Origin of the sequence: Kitasatospora sp. NPDC051914 (assembly GCF_040680995.1) — a bacterium.
Lineage (GTDB): Bacteria > Actinomycetota > Actinomycetes > Streptomycetales > Streptomycetaceae > Kitasatospora.
This window is the reverse complement of sequence record NZ_JBFAXX010000033.1, coordinates 84681-98929: the sequence shown is the minus strand read 5'-3', so window position 1 is coordinate 98929 and position 14249 is coordinate 84681. Positions and strand designations below refer to the sequence as shown.

Below are 14249 nucleotides of genomic sequence, written 5' to 3'. Positions count from 1 at the left end.
CCGCCGCCGCCCCCTCCGTCGCCGGGGTTGCGCTCGCCGGGGGGGGGGGGGGCGGGGGGCCCCCCCCCCCCCCCCCCCACGCGGGTCCCCGTGCCGACCCGACGGCTCGGGGCCGGTCAGGCTTCGCCGGGGTGCCAGGCGGGCCACTCCCAGGGGCGGTCGGCCCACTGGACGAGGACGGGGTCGTGCGGGTCGAGGTCGGGGAAGGCGTGCTTGACCTCCGGCTCGAACTCCTCGGGGGCCAGCGGCTTCCAGCCGGCGCCCTTGAAGTGCACCAGCCGGTAGCGGCTGTCGGTGCGGAACTCGGCGACCTCGACCAGGGGTTCGGTGGTGCTGTTGCTGTTCATGTGCCCAAGCATCGTCCGGGCCCCGGGGGCGCGCACCCCCACCGCACCACGGTGTGCGCCGCCCGGTGCCGTTCCGCGCCGGCGCCCCGCTCGTTGGGCAGGCCGGCCCCGCCGCGACCGCGGCCCGGGGCCCGCCGGAGGCACGGGAGGCCGGGGCATGGAGGAGCAGTGGAAGGCGCCGTGGACGTACGGATGGGAGACGGCCGATCCCGCGCCGCCGCCACCGCCGCCACCCTCTCCCCCGCCCGCGGGGCGCGGCCCCCGGACGGTCGGCACGGCCGTCGCCCTCCTCGGCGGTGTAGCACTGCTCGGCGGGCTGCTGGCGACCTGCGGACCGTCCCGGCCGGGTGAGATGACCGGGGTCCTGGCCACCGCACCCGGGGCCTCCCCCGCGACCGGAGACCGCGGCGCCCTGCCGGCGCCGCCCTGGCTGTCCGCCCCCGGCACGTCCTCCGGCGGTGCCGCCGCCGACACCTCCGCGGCCTCGCCGACGGACTCCGCGAGCCCCGGCGGCAGCGGGGAGGAGGCCGAACCGGACGGCGCCCCGAGCCGCTCCGCGCCTGCCCGTACCCCGCACAGACCCCGTCCCGCCGACCGGCCGAGGACGACCCCCGCCGTGCCGGCGCCTCCCGCGATCAAGGTCTGTGCGGAGGCGGAGCGCCAGGGCCGGTGGCAGCCCGGTTCGGAACAGGCACGGATCTGCCGCAACCTCTACGGCGGCTGAACCCGCGGCCGATCCGGCAGCCCGGGCCCGGGGCGGCGTGCGACGGCAGGACCGTGGGCCGTCGGCCTCTACGAAAGAAGGGGTGCCGTCCCTTACCGTGGAGCGGCGGGCGCAGCGGGCGCCCCACCGGGCAGCGAGGAGGACGCCGTGGCCAAGCCCGTCCCGAAGCGGATGCGTGGGCTCGACCGGGCCGCGGTCACGCGGTCGGCCTGGAGCCTGTACCGGGAGACGCAGCGGCCAGGGGCGCCGGGGCTCGGCGCCCGGGTGCTGGCGACGCCGCGGCTGCTGCGGGACGCCCTCGGCGGGCGCTACCCGGGGGTGGGGCCGGGCAAGCTGGCCGCCCTCGCGGTGCTGTCGGCGGTGTACCTGCTGAGCCCGGTGGACGCGCTGCCGGACTTCATCCCGTTCGTCGGCTGGACGGACGACACGGCCGTGCTGGTGTGGTTCCTGGCCGGCCTGACCCGCGAGTCCGGCCGGTACCTGGAGTGGGCGCAGGGACGGACGGAGTCCGACTGAGCCGCCCGGGACCGGCTACAGCGCCTTGACCAGGCGCTCGAAGCGGAGGTCGGGGCGGAGCGGGATGCCGAAGCGCTCGTCGCCGTACGGGAAGGGCTGGTACTCGCCGCTGCGCCGGTAGCCGCGGCGCTCGTACCAGGCGATCAGGTCGGCGCGCTGCTCGATGACGGTCATCTCCATGCGGTCGATGCCCCACTGCTCGCGGGCGTGCCGCTCGGCGTACTCGAGCACGGTGCGGCCGAGGCCGGCGCCCTGCAGGCCGGGGCGGACGGAGAACATGCCGAAGTAGGCGGCGTCGGGGCGGCGCTCGATGTGGCAGCAGGCGAGCAGGTCGCCGCCGGACTCGGCGAGGAGCAGCACGGAGTCGGGACGGGAGATCACCTCGGCGACGCCGGCCTCGTCGGTGCGCTGCCCGTCGAGCAGGTCGGCCTCGGTGGTCCAGCCGGCCCGGCTGGCCTCGCCGCGGTAGGCGGACTCGACCAGGGCGACGACGGCGGACACGTCGGCCGGTCCGGCGGCGCGGAAGGCGGGTTCGGGCTGCACGGGCGGCTCCGGGGTGAGGGCGGCGGCTGGTCCTGCCATCGTGCCACGGCCGGATGCGGGCGCGGGAGGGGCGTCCGGCACGCGGGGTGGCGCAGGTCACATCCGTTCGTGTCACAGGGGACCGGGCTGTCCCGTCCCAGGGTGTGCAAGCACGGACCACCACGGAGGAGCACACCATGGACGCACGACTGGACTTCCTCGCCGTCCCGACCGCCGGCAAGGCCCTCAAGCACATCATGGCGGCGGGCCGGACGGTGAAGGAGTCGGCCCTGCCGGCCGCGACGCAGGAGCTGGTGGCGCTGCGGGTGAGCCAGATCAACGGCTGCGCCGTCTGCATCGACATGCACACCAAGGAGGCCGTCGCGGCAGGCGAGGATGCGGTGCGGCTGCACCTGGTGGCCGCATGGCGCGAGGCCACCGTCTTCACCGAGGCCGAGCGCGCCGCGCTGGAGTTCGCGGAGCAGGGCACCAGGATCGCGGACGGGGCCGGCGGGGTCGGCGACGAGGTGTGGGAGGCTGCCGCCGAGCACTACGACGAGGAGCAGCTGGCCGCCCTGACCCTCCTGGTCTCCTTCATGAACCTGGCCAACCGGCTGAACGCCATCACCCGGCAGCCGGCCGGGAACTACGTGGCCGGGCAGTTCCACTGACGGACGGACAGGGACGAGTACCGCACGGGGGAAGGGGAGTCGGCGTGGGCAAGGTCGAAGAGTTCGAGGAGCTGCGGCCGCTGCTGTTCTCGATCGCGTACCGGATCCTGGGCAGCGTGGGCGAGGCCGAGGACGCGGTGCAGGAGACGTGGCTGCGCTACGACGCCTCGGCGACCCTGCCCGCGTCGACCAAGGCCTACCTGTCGGCCGCGGTGACCCGGATCTCGATCGACGTGCTGCGTTCCGCCCGGGTGCGGCGGGAGGCGTACGTCGGGCCGTGGTTCCCCGAACCGCTGCTGGACGACCCCTATCAGGATCCGGCGCGGTCGGTGGAGCTGGCCGACTCGGTGTCGACGGCGGCGCTGCTCCTGCTGGAGCGGCTGAGCCCGCTGGAGCGGGCGGTGTTCGTGCTACGTGAGGTGTTCGCCTTCGGGTTCGACGAGGTCGCGGCGGCGGTGGGACGTTCGGAGGCGGCGTGCCGGCAGCTGCTGGTGAGGGCGCGGCGCCACATGCGGGAGGGGCGTCCGCGGTTCGCCGCGGACAGCCTGGAGCGGCAGGAGCTCGCGACGCGGTTCTTCGACGCGCTGGCCAACGGCGACGTGGGCGGGCTGCAGCACCTGCTGGCCGCCGACGCCCAACTGGTCTCCGACGGCGGCGGGAACGCCCCGCAGCTGGCCAGGACCGTCGTGGGCGCGGAGAACGTGGCCCGGGTCCTGGGCACGGCCTTCCCCCTGATGCTCCGGATCGGCGTGACCTTCGAGCCGCACGAGGTCAACGGCCAGCCCGGCGCGGTCTTCCGCGACCGCGACGGCCGCGTCCTGAACGTCCTGGCCCTGGATGTGCTCGACGGCCGGATCCAGGCCGTACGCGGCATGATCAACCCCGACAAGCTCCGCCACCTCGGCCCGGTCGCCGACGCCTGGGCCGTCGACCGCGAGGTGAAGCAGGCCCGCCGGCGGGAGGCCTGATCCGGCCGCGGCGCAGCCGAGGAGGGCGCCGGTGGCCACGGCATCGGCGGAACCGGGCCGGTGCCGCTGGTTCAGGCCGCGGTTCGAGGATGCGCCATTCGCGTGGAGTCGTACGCGGCCCGGTACGCCCGGCTGAAATGCGCCGCAATCACGAACCCCCGCCGCCACCTGAGGGAATTAACCCAATATCACTCGCCCGGCCCGACGCAATGACGACACGCAGCGTGAGAGAGAGCGCCGGGACCGGGGCTCACGGGGCCTGCAGCACGGCGCACCTGCCGGGGATGCAGATGGCGTGGACCCCGTTCCACCCAGGCCATAAATGCGTCAATATCCGACATGCCCCAACTGTGACCCCTTGTCACTCGAAAGCACTCAAACCATCGAGTTGAACTGATGAATCGTCATCTACTATTGTCCCCATGACAGTTGTGATCGCCGCGCCAAAGCGATCGGAACCAGTCGCCAAAATCGCGATGCGCCGCACGTCTTCCAGGATTCCGCTGCGCAAGGTCGCGAAGGGAGCTGTCGTCGCTGCACTGACGACCGCAGCCATCGCCCTCACGGCCCCGATGTCGAGCGCATCCAACGAGGCGGACTGGAAGGCGGGTTGCCGCGGCCACGAGGGCAAGTTCGACAGTTACGAGTGCACATTCAAGATCAACAAGACGCACGTCTCCCGGTAATTACCAGCGCTGCGGGAGTGGGGCCGCCGTTTCGGCGGGCCCACTCCCGCAGTTTAGGGATTTCACCTATGGCAACCACTCCCGTCGCCCGACTGGCCGGCCTCACCCAGGGGTACGGCAGCCGGCGCATCATCAAGGGTCTCGACCTGTCGATCCAGCCCGGTGTCACCGGACTGCTGGGCCCCAACGGAGCCGGCAAGACGACACTGTTCCGCACCCTTGCCACGATCGCGCCACCCCGGGACGGGGTGCTCGAGCTGTTCGGCAAACCCGTCGCCGGCGAACGGGACGTCCGCGAGGTGCGCCGCCGCATCGGCTACCTCCCGCAGGACTTCGGCTACTACCCGGCGTTCTCCGTTCACGATTTCGTCCAGTACTGCGCCTGGCTGCGCGAAGTCCCGTCCGCTCAGGCCTCGTCGGCGACCGAGGCGGCACTGTCCGCCGTCGGGTTGGCGGACCGTGCCCGGGACCGGATGAAGTCGCTGTCGGGCGGCATGCTGCGCCGGGCCGGGATCGCCGCGGCCATCGTCGGTTCACCCTCCCTGCTGCTGCTCGACGAGCCGACGGTCGGCCTCGATCCCGCGCAGCGCCTCGACTTCCGTGACCTGATCCGCTCCCTGGCCCGTGCAGGGGCGGCCGTGGTGCTCAGTACGCACCTGGTGGAGGACGTGGGCGCGGCATGCGACACCGTGCTGGTGCTGAGGGACGGCGAGGTCGTCCACCACGGCACGCCGCAGCAGTTGGCCGAACTGGCCGCTCCGACGGCTCCCGGGGACAGCCCACTGGAACGCGGCTACATGACCGTTCTGGGCGAACTCCGGCCGACCGAGGAGTCCGCATGCTGAGCGCCTACCGCATCGAGTTGCGGCGCTCGCCACTGCTGACCGCCTTCCCCGTGATGATCGCCGTGGACCTGCTGGTGCTGTTCGGGCGGTCCCGGTACTGGATCGGCGTGTGGCCCGAGGCGAGCGTGGCGGCGCAGGTCGTCACGCTGTTCCTGGGGCCTGTGCTGGGCGGGGTCTCCGCCTGGCAGGCCGGTCGTGCCTCCCGGGCGGGGATGCCCGAGGTGCTGCTCGCGGCGGCCCGGCCCGGTTGGCGGGTGGAGAGCGCGCGGCTGGCCGCGACCCTCACACTCGGGTTCCTCGCTTACGGGATCGGATGCCTGACCGCCGCGGCCGTTTCGTTCGGGGAGGCAGGGCCGGGCTTCCTGTGGCCGTCCTATCTGTTGCTGGGGGCCTCGACGCTGGTCGTGTTCGCGTCCGTGGGGCATCTGGCCGGACGCTGGTGGCCCTCTTCCGCATTCACCCCGGTGGTCTGCGCCTTGAGCTGCTTCATCAGCCTCCTTGCCCTGCCGTTCAAGTTCAACGTCCTCGCGGGACCGCCGGACACCCACCTGCGCCCGCTTCCGGTCGCACTCCGCCTGCTCTGGGCACTGGCCCTCACTGTGCTGGCGGTCACCGCGCCGCCGCGCAGGAGCCGTGCGGAGCGTGAACTGCCCCGTCAGGGCTTGTCGCGGCGCATCCGCGGTGCGGCGATCACGGCGGCAGCCTGCTCCCTCGTCGCACTCGCCGCGGTTCCGGCCGCCGGCGAACTGCGCACGGAGCGCCCGGCCTCGGGGACCACGCCGCTGTGCGACCGCGCCGAGGAGGGCGCCCCGCGCGTGTGCGTCTGGCCGGAACATCGCAAGTACCTGCCCGAGCTGGTCCTGATGGCTCAGCGCCTCGGCCGGACCACACAGCCCCGGGCCGAGGTACCCAAGGAGTTCGACGAGTTCGGCCTGCATCGGACCCAGTGGGGTGACCGGGGGTTCGACATCACCGAAGGCCACGTACGCACCGCGGCGATCGCCATGGCCCACCAGGTGTTCACCACGTCCTTCGGCCGTTGTATGCCGCCGCAGAGCGAGCGCCGCGCGTGGCAGGCCATCGACAGCATCCACCTGTGGCTCGAGTACCAGGCCATGGGCGAAGACCCGACCGCCGCCGACCAGGGACTCCACGTGGAAAGCGTCTCTGCCGCCCGGCGCGAGGCGTCCGCGGCGGCGCGACTGCCGGCCGCCGAGCAGCAGGCCTGGGTGGAACGGGAACGTGCCGAATTCCAGACCTCCTGGTGCAAGCCCTATGACCTTCACTGACCTGCTCCGCTACGCGAGGGTCCACCGGGGCGCGACCATCCTCGCCGGGACGGCCGTGGTCGCCCTGCTGTCGGCGTTCTTCGGCGGTGCCCGGATCGCGCTTCCTTCGATCGGTAGCGGGGAGCTCACCACGGGCGTGCCCTACCGGCAGGAACTCCCGCTACTGTCGGCAGTGTTCCTCACCGCCGCGCTCGACGGGCCGATGTCGGCCCACGAGGCGATGGGCGGGTCCACGATGCACCGCCTGCGCACCGCCTACTGCACGGTGCTGGCGCTGACGGTGTGTGCGTTCTCCTTCACCACCGAGGCGCTCGCAGTCGGGACAGGGGCCGGGGTGGTGTTCGTCCGCTCCGTGCTGCTCTGGCTGGGCCTGGCCCTGCTGTCCGGCAGTCTGCTGGGGCTCCAGCTCGTCTGGGCTCTGCCGCTGGCGTCCGCGCTGCTGCTCGCCTGGTACCCGACCGGCTGGTGGGACTGGACGGCCGCCCCTGCCGGAGACCTGCTCAGCTGGTCCGCCGCCGGCGTCTCTCTGGGCCTCGGCGCGGGAGCCGTCGCTGCGACTCCCTGGCGGCGGAAGTCGATGCTGCGAAGGCGGCAGCCGCCGATCCGGACGGAGGGCGGTTGACTTGTCCAGCATGAAGTCGGTGCGGCGTCATCCAGAGGATCCGTCCGGGTTGATGCTGGTTCAGGTGGCCCATATGGCTACCGCTTTCGCTGAGCGGAACAGACGGAGACAGGTACGGCCTCCAGGTGATCACGTGGTGCCGAAGCCCTGACCACCGCAAGGAAGAACCGTGCCTGCCCGCTCATCGTCGCGCATCCCGATCGGTCTGAGCCGACTCGTCACCGCGCCTCACTCGCCGGTCCGGTGCGCCGGCACCCGTACACCGAGTCTGCACTGACCACGGCGTGCCGCGTAGCTCACGCGGCGGCGGCAGACCAGCCCGTCCTCGGTCGGCCCGCTCCGTCCCGGTGTTTCGCCGTCGGTGCCGAGCCTCTGCAGGCTGGTCCCGGCGGGCGGGCGGCAGCCGGGACCACGACCGGTGTGCGTGTCGGCAGTACCCCTGATCGGGCACGGAGTCCAGGGCGACGCCGGTGATCATGCCCCCGGGACGGGCACCGGGTCGGCTGCGGCGGGGAGCCGGACCGTGCCGCCGCCCGCCAGGGACCGTTCGGCGGCGGCGAGGATCTCGACCACGCGCAGGCCGAAGGCGGCGTCGCACGGGTGCGGGGTGCCGCTGTCGGCTGCGGCGAGCAGGGCGTCGACGGCCTTGCCGAAGGCGTCCACGGGCGGGACGCCCTGCTCGGGGAGCCGGTGCACACCGGCCTCGCCGCGCAGTTCCAGGACGACGCCGGCGGCCTCCGGGGGTGCGGTCAGGCTGACCGAGACGGTGCTGGAGGCGCCGCCGGTGTGGCCGATCACCAGGTGCGCGGTGTCGGCGGGCCCGGGGGCCGCGGTGACGGTGGCGGCGTCGCCGAGCACCGGCAGCAGCAGGGAGAGCGCGTGCGGGCCGATGTCCCACAGGGCGCCCTTCTCGCGCCGCCAGGGCGAGGCGGCGTACGGGCTGTCGGTGGTGAAGACGGCTCCGAGCCAGTCGCAGCGGGCGGTGAACCAGCCGCCCCGGCCGGCCTGCTCGGCGAGCCAGCCGACCCGCTCGCCGCCGAAGCGGAGGGTGAAGAAGACCACCGAGGCGAGCCGGCCCGCGGCGACCGCGTCGGCGATCCGGCGGGCCTCCGGCACGGTGAGCGCCACCGGCTTGTCGAGCAGCAGGTGCCGGCCGGCCTCGGCGGCGCGCAGGGCCACCTCGGCCTGGGCCTGCGGGGCGAGGGCGACGGCCACCGCGTCGACGTCCGCGATCAGCTTGTCGGCGTCCTCGTAGGCGGGGACGCCGTGCTCCGCGGCGATCGCCGCCGCGGCCTCGGGGCGGCGGCCCCAGACCCCGGCGAACTCCACGCCGGGGTGGCCCGCCAGGGCGGGCGCGTGGACACCACGGGCCCAGGGGCCGGTGCCGAGCAGTCCTATCCTCATGCCGCCCCCGTTCAGGCCTGGACGCGGATCATGGTGAAGCCGTCGTAGCCCTTGGCGCCGACGGTCTGGATCGAGGTCGCGGAGACCCGCGGCTCGGCGGCGATCGCGTCGTGCAGGCGGCGGGTGCCGACAATGGCCGGGTCGGTGGAGTCGGCCTCGGCGACCTTGCCGCCGCGGACGGTGTTGTCGACGATGATCAGCGAGCCGGGCCGGGTGAGCCGCAGCGCCCAGGCGAAGTACACCGGGTTGCTCGGCTTGTCGGCGTCGATGAAGACCATGTCGAACGGGACTGCGCCCTCGTCGGCGAGCTGCTGGAGGCTCTCGGCGGCGGGGCCGACGCGGACCTCGGCGATCTCGGCGAATCCGGCGTGCTTGAGGTTGCCGCGAGCGACCTCGGCGTGCACCGGGTCGATCTCCAGGGTGACCAGGTGGCCGTCGGCGGGCAGCGCGCGAGCCATCCAGATCGCGCTGTACCCGCCGAGCGTGCCGACCTCCAGGACGCGCTTGGCGCCGAGCGTCTGGGCGAGCAGCTGGAGCTGCTTGCCCTGCGGCGCGGAGACGGCGATCCGGGGCAGCCCGGCCGCGTCGGCGGCCTGCTGGGCGGCCGCCAGCACCGGGTCGTCCCCGATCAGGGTCTCGGTGAAGTAGTCGTCGACCGCCGTCCACACCTGCTGGCTCAAGCCCGCCTCCCAGTCCGTAGTTCGCGCACCGAGCCTATAGGGCGGGTCCGGTCGGGGCACGAAAAAAGGGTGCGGGGCACTGCGCGCTTCGGAAGGTGCGGTTTCGTACCTTCCGCCTCGTGCAGTGCCCCGCACCCCGGTGCCGGGTGCGGCGGCGGCCGGTCAGTCGGCCACGGACTCCGCCGTTTCCAGCGGCTTGGCGGCGGCGTCCGGCCCCTTGCCGCCGGACTGCTCGGGGTGCTCGGCGCGGGACTTGGCGGCGCGGCGCTTCAGCAGCCAGGCCGAGCCTGCGCCGGCGAGCGCGGCCACGACGAGGCCGGCCCAGGAGAAGCCCTTCAGCCACTGCTCGGCGACCTTGCCGACCTGGTAGATCAGCAGCGTGGTGCCGCCGGCCCAGACGATGCCGCCGAGCACGTTGGCGATCAGGAACTTCCAGTACGGCATGCGCAGGGCGCCGGCGAGCGGGCCGGCGAAGATCCGCAGCAGGGCGATGAACCGGCCGAAGAAGACCGCCCACATGCCCCACTTCTGGAAGGACCGTTCGGCGCTCGCCAGGTGGTCGGGCCCGAAGTGCTTGGGGAAGCGCCGACCGAGCTTCTCGAAGAGCGGTTTGCCGCCGCGGCGGCCGATGGAGTACCCGATCGAGTCGCCGATGACGGCGCCGGCGATCGCGACGGCCGCCACCCACCAGGGGCTGACCACGCCGCGCGCGGAGAGCAGCGAGGCGGACACCAGGGCGATCTCGCCGGGCAGCGGGATACCGAGGCTCTCCAGACCGATGATCAGGCCGACGAGGGCGTACACCGAGGTCGGTGGGACGCTCTCGATCCACTGGTCGATGTGCAAGGCCGGTTACCTCCGTGGCGGGACGAGACCGCGTCTCGGCTTCGATTGCTGGGCCGCGGGCACGCCCTGGCGCCCACAGGGCAGGGTAACGGGTTGACCCGCCCTTTACCTTATACGCCGACCGGGTGACGGCGGTTCCCCGGCCGTCCGGTCGGCGCCGGGCACCCGTGCCCCGCCGGTGCGGCTCAGCCGGTGGCGCGCCCCTCGCGGGCGGAGAAGCGCAGGGCGACCACGGACGGCCGGAGCGCCCCGAGCAGCGGGAGGCGGGCGACGACGGGCAGCAGGGCACCGACCGCACCGCGGCCGGCGGCCGGCAGTACGTCGCGGATCTCGGCGACGGCGGGGTGGGCGGTGGCGAGCTTGCCCTGCTCGTCGGCGTCCATGCCCCAGGGCATCGGCGGGGCGGTGTAGCCGTGGGCGTGCAGCTTGCCCCGAACGGCGAGGCGGCTGAACCAGCGCGGCACGGCGTCGAAGACGAAGGTGCCGTCGGGGAAGTGCTCGGCGCAGCGGGCGATCAGGTCGCGGACCTCGGTCGGCCGCAGGTACATCAGCAGGCCCTGGGCGGTGATCAGGACGCCGTGCGAGGGGTCGACCTCGTCCATCCAGGCCGGGTCGGTGGCGGAGCAGGCGATCAGGCGCTGGCGGGAGTCGGCGGGCAGCAGCCGTTCGCGCAGGGCGACGGCCTCGGGCAGGTCGATGGAGAGCCACTGGGCGCGGCCGTTGTCGACCCGCCAGTACTGGGTCTCCAGGCCTTCGCCGAGGCAGACCACGGTGCCGCGCGGGCAGCGGACGAGGAAGTCGGAGACCTCCCGGTCGAAGCAGCGGACCCGCAGGGCCTGGATCTGGCCGACGATCCCGCCGTCGGGGCCGAACCGCTCGGCGAACGGGTAGTCGATCCGCTCGACGAGCTCCACGGCCTTGGGGTCGGGCAGCACGGTGTCCCACCGGCGGGCCTCGACGGCCCGGTGGTAGAGCGTCCACAGGGCGGTCTCGGGCACGTCGCCGAGGTCGGCGCCGATCTTCTGCGGCTGCTGGGCGGTCATCGCCGTGCTCCCTCCGGTGGCCCGGCGGCCGTCGCCGGGTCCGGCTTGGCATTCTGCCCCGGCGGGGCGCTCAGCCGACGCTGAACGCGCCGTCCGGTGGCGGCGGGGAGTCGACGGCCTCGGTGTCGCGGACGGGCGCCGTGCCGCCGATCAGGTCGTCGAGCGCGGCGTCGTCGGTGAGCCGGGCGGGGAAGGGGTCGCCGGCCAGCCGCCGGGCGAGTCCGTCGGCGGGCAGCGGGGCGTGCGAGCCGATCAGCAGGACGTTGCCGTAGCGGCGGCCGCGGAGCACGGCGGGTTCGGCGACCAGGCAGGTGTGCGGGAAGACCGCGCGGACGGTGGCGGCCTGGGCGGCGGCGAAGGCGAGCGGCGGGCCGTCGGCGAGGTTGGCGGCGTAGCAGCCGCCGGGGCGCAGCGCGGCGGCCGCGAGGGCGACGAATTCGACGGAGGTGAGGTGGGCGGGGGTGCGGGAGCCGTGGAAGACGTCGGCGACGACGAGATCGGCACTGCCGGTCGGGGCGGCGGCGAGGGCGGTACGGGCGTCGCCGACGGTCACCTCGATGCCGTCGGGCCAGGGCAGGTGGTCGGCGACCAGCTGCACCAGCGGGCCGTCGGCCTCGACGACGTGCTGCCGGGAGCCGGGCCGGGTGGCCGCCAGGTAGCGGGGCAGCGTGAGGGCGCCGCCGCCGAGGTGCAGGGCGTCCAGCGGCTGCCCGGCGGGGGCGAGCGCGTCGATGAGGTGGCCGAACCGCCGGATGTACTCGAACTCCAGGTGGGTGGGGTCGGCGAGGTCGACGTACGACTGCGGGGTGCCGTCGAGGGTGAGCAGCCAGGCCCGCGGCCGGTCGAGGTCGGGCAGGAGTTTGGCGGTGCCGAGGGCGACCGTCCGCTGCACCGGCAGCGGCTCGTCGGCCGGGGCCCCGCCGGCGGGGGTGCCGCCGGCGGGACGGTCGTGCGGGGTGCTGCCGGTCATGCGGAGCCGACCGGCACGCCGGGCAGGTAGGCGGCGAGCCAGCGGTCGAGCTCGGCGAAGACCTGGCCGCGGGCCTGTTCGCCGGAGAGCACCAGGTCGTGCACGCCGCCCTCGATGCGGACGACGGTGACGTGGCCGCCGAGGCGCGGGGCGAGGGCGGCGATGTCGTCGGCCCGCAGCACGGCGTCGGTGCGGTGCAGGGCGTCGTCCCAGCGGTTGGTGACGGTGGAGGCGGTGGAGGCCATCAGCAGGACGGGGCAGTCGATCGCCAGGCCGCGGCGGACGGCGCGGTGGCCGCGCTGGATGGCGGCGAGCCAGCCGGCGTACAGCGGGAAGCCCTCGGCGGGCTTGAGCGAGAGGTCGAACTCCCAGCTGCCCTTGTGGTCGCGGTGCAGGCTGTGCACGTAGTGCGGGTTGAGCGGGGCGGGCAGCTTGCGCAGCGCGGCGACCCGGCCGAGGGCTTCGAGGGCGGGGGCGCCGAGGGTGCGGACGGCGGCCGCGGCGGGCATGGAGAGGAACGGGCTGTTGAGGAACAGGCCGTCGACCAGCCCGCGGCCGGCCCGCCGGTCCGCCCAGAGGGCGGTGACCAGGCCGCCGGTGGAGTGCCCGTTGACGAGCAGCTCGGTGTGCCCGTCGACCTCGCGGACGATCCGCACGGCCTCGTCGAGCTCCTCGTCGTAGGCGGAGAGGTCGCGGACGAAGTTCGGCGACTGGTGGGGGCGCAGCGAGCGCCCGTACTTGCGCAGGTCGAGGGCGTAGAAGGACCAGCCGGCCGCGGTGTAGTGGTCGGCGAGGTGGGTCTGGAAGAAGTAGTCGACGTAGCCGTGCACGTAGAGCACCGCGCGCTGCGAGCCGGGCACCAGTCGGCGGACGAGGGTGGCGCTGACGGCGCCCTCCTCGTCGGCGGCGAGCGGCAGCTCGACGGCCTCGTAGGGCTCGCCCAGGATGTCTGTCCGGAAGTCCATGCCGCTGTCCCTGTCCCCTCGTCGTCCGTCTCCCGGCCCGACCATACCGCCCGGTAGCCCCGGCCGGGCGGGAGGGCCGCCCGAAGGGTGTCCGGACGTGCCCTGATCAGGGTGTACACCGAGCAGCCGGATGCCGCACGGAGGGCCCACGAGGGGTTGGACGGGCTTTGGTGCGGGCGGCGCCGGTTCGCTAGCCTCCCTGGGCATGCCGATCTTTGGACGACGCCGAAGTACCGCACCGCGCCTGGCTCCTGAGCTCGACGACGCCGACCTCGGGCGGGTCCGCCGGCAGCTCGCCGGGCCGCAGCTGGGCGGCCAGCTGGACCTGTCGGCGGGCCTGGTGGAGCAGGTGCTGCGGGACGCCGGGACGGACTGGGACCGGCGCACCCACCGGCTGGGGGTGCTCGCCCAGGTGGCCGGCCCGGCGCTGGCCAGGGTGTGGCGGCGGCAGCGGCCCCAGGAGCCGGACGCCCTGGTGCTGCACGCCTGGGTGGACGTGGCGCAGGCCCGCCTCGCGGGCGCGCTGGAGGACCCGCAGGGCACGGTGGATCGCTGCCGGCGGGCGGCCGAGCTGCGGCCGGAGGACCCGACGCCGTGGGTGGCGCTGCTGGCGGTGCACCGGATGCTGCGCCGCCCGGAGCAGGAGATGTACCCGCTGTGCCGGGAGATCGGCGCCCGGGACGCCTGGAACCGCACCGCGCACCTGGAGATGCTGCGCTACCTGTCGCCGGAGGAGTGCGGTTCGCACGGGCAGGTGCTGGACTTCGTGGCGGCCGTCCGGGACGCGGCGCCGCCGGGCTCCCCGGTGGCGGGCCTGGAACTGGCGATGCTGACGGACCGTTACCGCTCGGCGCTGGCCGCGGGCGGGGTGACGGCGCTGGGCGCCCGCCGGCGGTGGAGCCTGCCGGACGCGGAGGCGGCGCTGGCGCGGGCGCTGGCCGACTGGCCGGCGCCGGGCTTCCTGCGGCACGCGGCGGCGCTGGCGGACCTGAACGTCCTGGCGTACTCGCTGGGGCAGGCCGGCCGGGTGGGCGAGGCGGCCGGGGTGTTCCGGGCGCTGGACGGGGTGGTGACCATCTGGCCGTGGGGGCTGGACGGCGACGCGGTGCAGCAGTTCGCGTTCTGGCAGGACCAGGCGCTGGTGGACTGAG

Annotated in this window: 17 protein-coding genes; 9 read left to right on the top strand and 8 right to left on the bottom strand. The window is 74.2% G+C overall.

The annotated features are described in order from the left end of the window. Positions 1-116 precede the first annotated feature (116 nt). The gene (locus AB0M03_RS22355) at positions 117-347 is read right to left on the bottom strand and encodes a hypothetical protein (RefSeq protein ID WP_363493496.1); all 231 of its coding nucleotides are present in this window, start codon (positions 345-347) and stop codon (positions 117-119) included. A 157-nt stretch (positions 348-504) separates the two neighbouring features. Between AB0M03_RS22355 and AB0M03_RS22350 the strand changes: the two genes are divergently transcribed. Continuing rightward, positions 505-1071 carry a hypothetical protein gene (locus AB0M03_RS22350; protein WP_363493494.1) on the top strand — a complete coding sequence of 189 codons (567 nt, stop codon included), beginning with the start codon at positions 505-507 and terminating at the stop codon, positions 1069-1071. Positions 1072-1218: 147 nt separating this feature from the next. After that, entirely contained in the window at positions 1219-1587 is a 369-nt protein-coding gene (locus AB0M03_RS22345; RefSeq protein ID WP_363493492.1) for a YkvA family protein, read from the top strand. A gap of 15 nt (positions 1588-1602) precedes the next feature. On the opposite strand, the gene AB0M03_RS22340 is transcribed toward AB0M03_RS22345, so the two are convergent. Next, complete coding sequence (locus AB0M03_RS22340) at positions 1603-2169, bottom strand: GNAT family N-acetyltransferase (protein ID WP_363493490.1); 567 nt, start codon at positions 2167-2169, stop codon at positions 1603-1605. Between the two features lie 137 nt (positions 2170-2306). On the opposite strand from AB0M03_RS22340, the gene AB0M03_RS22335 reads away from it, so the two are divergent. The 6 genes from AB0M03_RS22335 to AB0M03_RS22310 all read left to right on the top strand — a co-directional run bounded on the left by AB0M03_RS22335 (position 2307) and on the right by AB0M03_RS22310 (position 7190). Beyond that, positions 2307-2780 (top strand): carboxymuconolactone decarboxylase family protein, encoded by a 474-nt coding sequence (locus AB0M03_RS22335; protein WP_363493488.1) that lies wholly within the window; start codon positions 2307-2309, stop codon positions 2778-2780. A gap of 44 nt (positions 2781-2824) precedes the next feature. Beyond that, positions 2825-3748, top strand: coding sequence for an RNA polymerase sigma-70 factor (locus tag AB0M03_RS22330; protein WP_363493486.1), 924 nt, complete (start codon positions 2825-2827; stop codon positions 3746-3748). 422 nt (positions 3749-4170) lie between these two features. Beyond that, positions 4171-4434 carry a hypothetical protein gene (locus tag AB0M03_RS22325; RefSeq protein ID WP_363493484.1) on the top strand — a complete coding sequence of 88 codons (264 nt, stop codon included), beginning with the start codon at positions 4171-4173 and terminating at the stop codon, positions 4432-4434. A gap of 68 nt (positions 4435-4502) precedes the next feature. Further along, on the top strand, positions 4503-5279 hold the full coding sequence (locus AB0M03_RS22320; RefSeq protein WP_363493482.1) for an ATP-binding cassette domain-containing protein: 777 nt from the start codon (positions 4503-4505) through the stop codon (positions 5277-5279). Beyond that, a complete protein-coding gene (locus tag AB0M03_RS22315) occupies positions 5273-6568 on the top strand; it encodes an ABC transporter permease (RefSeq protein WP_363493481.1) in 1296 nt (431 codons plus the stop codon). Before AB0M03_RS22320 ends, AB0M03_RS22315 begins: the two co-directional genes overlap by 7 nt. Then, the gene (locus AB0M03_RS22310; RefSeq protein ID WP_363493479.1) at positions 6555-7190 is read left to right on the top strand and encodes a hypothetical protein; all 636 of its coding nucleotides are present in this window, start codon (positions 6555-6557) and stop codon (positions 7188-7190) included. Before AB0M03_RS22315 ends, AB0M03_RS22310 begins: the two co-directional genes overlap by 14 nt. A 474-nt stretch (positions 7191-7664) precedes the next feature. Here the strand turns inward: AB0M03_RS22310 and AB0M03_RS22305 are convergent, their stop codons facing one another. The 6 genes from AB0M03_RS22305 to AB0M03_RS22280 all read right to left on the bottom strand — a co-directional run bounded on the left by AB0M03_RS22305 (position 7665) and on the right by AB0M03_RS22280 (position 13098). Beyond that, entirely contained in the window at positions 7665-8594 is a 930-nt protein-coding gene (locus AB0M03_RS22305) for a Gfo/Idh/MocA family oxidoreductase (protein WP_363493477.1), read from the bottom strand. Between the two features lie 11 nt (positions 8595-8605). Beyond that, complete coding sequence (locus AB0M03_RS22300) at positions 8606-9274, bottom strand: O-methyltransferase (protein WP_363493475.1); 669 nt, start codon at positions 9272-9274, stop codon at positions 8606-8608. A gap of 162 nt (positions 9275-9436) precedes the next feature. Beyond that, positions 9437-10120 (bottom strand): DedA family protein, encoded by a 684-nt coding sequence (locus tag AB0M03_RS22295; protein ID WP_363493473.1) that lies wholly within the window; start codon positions 10118-10120, stop codon positions 9437-9439. A gap of 185 nt (positions 10121-10305) precedes the next feature. After that, positions 10306-11163, bottom strand: a complete 858-nt coding sequence (locus AB0M03_RS22290; RefSeq protein WP_363493471.1) for a class I SAM-dependent methyltransferase — start codon at positions 11161-11163, stop codon at positions 10306-10308. Between the two features lie 70 nt (positions 11164-11233). Then, entirely contained in the window at positions 11234-12133 is a 900-nt protein-coding gene (locus tag AB0M03_RS22285) for a fused MFS/spermidine synthase (protein ID WP_363493469.1), read from the bottom strand. Further along, complete coding sequence (locus tag AB0M03_RS22280) at positions 12130-13098, bottom strand: alpha/beta hydrolase (RefSeq protein ID WP_363493467.1); 969 nt, start codon at positions 13096-13098, stop codon at positions 12130-12132. Before AB0M03_RS22280 ends, AB0M03_RS22285 begins: the two co-directional genes overlap by 4 nt. A gap of 205 nt (positions 13099-13303) precedes the next feature. On the opposite strand from AB0M03_RS22280, the gene AB0M03_RS22275 reads away from it, so the two are divergent. Beyond that, on the top strand, positions 13304-14248 hold the full coding sequence (locus AB0M03_RS22275) for a hypothetical protein (protein ID WP_363493465.1): 945 nt from the start codon (positions 13304-13306) through the stop codon (positions 14246-14248). Position 14249 lies beyond the last annotated feature (1 nt).

Excerpts from the sequence above, each read along its gene's own strand:
- AB0M03_RS22310 (WP_363493479.1), top strand. The coding sequence starts at position 6,555 with ATGACCTTCACTGACCTGCTCCGCTACGCGAGGGTCCACCGGGGCGCG.
- AB0M03_RS22285 (WP_363493469.1), bottom strand. The coding sequence starts at position 12,133 with ATGACCGGCAGCACCCCGCACGACCGTCCCGCCGGCGGCACCCCCGCC.
- AB0M03_RS22290 (WP_363493471.1), bottom strand. The coding sequence starts at position 11,163 with ATGACCGCCCAGCAGCCGCAGAAGATCGGCGCCGACCTCGGCGACGTG.
- AB0M03_RS22315 (WP_363493481.1), top strand. The coding sequence starts at position 5,273 with ATGCTGAGCGCCTACCGCATCGAGTTGCGGCGCTCGCCACTGCTGACC.
- AB0M03_RS22275 (WP_363493465.1), top strand. The coding sequence starts at position 13,304 with ATGCCGATCTTTGGACGACGCCGAAGTACCGCACCGCGCCTGGCTCCT.
- AB0M03_RS22305 (WP_363493477.1), bottom strand. The coding sequence starts at position 8,594 with ATGAGGATAGGACTGCTCGGCACCGGCCCCTGGGCCCGTGGTGTCCAC.
- AB0M03_RS22350 (WP_363493494.1), top strand. The coding sequence starts at position 505 with ATGGAGGAGCAGTGGAAGGCGCCGTGGACGTACGGATGGGAGACGGCC.
- AB0M03_RS22335 (WP_363493488.1), top strand. The coding sequence starts at position 2,307 with ATGGACGCACGACTGGACTTCCTCGCCGTCCCGACCGCCGGCAAGGCC.
- AB0M03_RS22320 (WP_363493482.1), top strand. The coding sequence starts at position 4,503 with ATGGCAACCACTCCCGTCGCCCGACTGGCCGGCCTCACCCAGGGGTAC.
- AB0M03_RS22355 (WP_363493496.1), bottom strand. The coding sequence starts at position 347 with ATGAACAGCAACAGCACCACCGAACCCCTGGTCGAGGTCGCCGAGTTC.
- AB0M03_RS22340 (WP_363493490.1), bottom strand. The coding sequence starts at position 2,169 with ATGGCAGGACCAGCCGCCGCCCTCACCCCGGAGCCGCCCGTGCAGCCC.
- AB0M03_RS22325 (WP_363493484.1), top strand. The coding sequence starts at position 4,171 with ATGACAGTTGTGATCGCCGCGCCAAAGCGATCGGAACCAGTCGCCAAA.
- AB0M03_RS22280 (WP_363493467.1), bottom strand. The coding sequence starts at position 13,098 with ATGGACTTCCGGACAGACATCCTGGGCGAGCCCTACGAGGCCGTCGAG.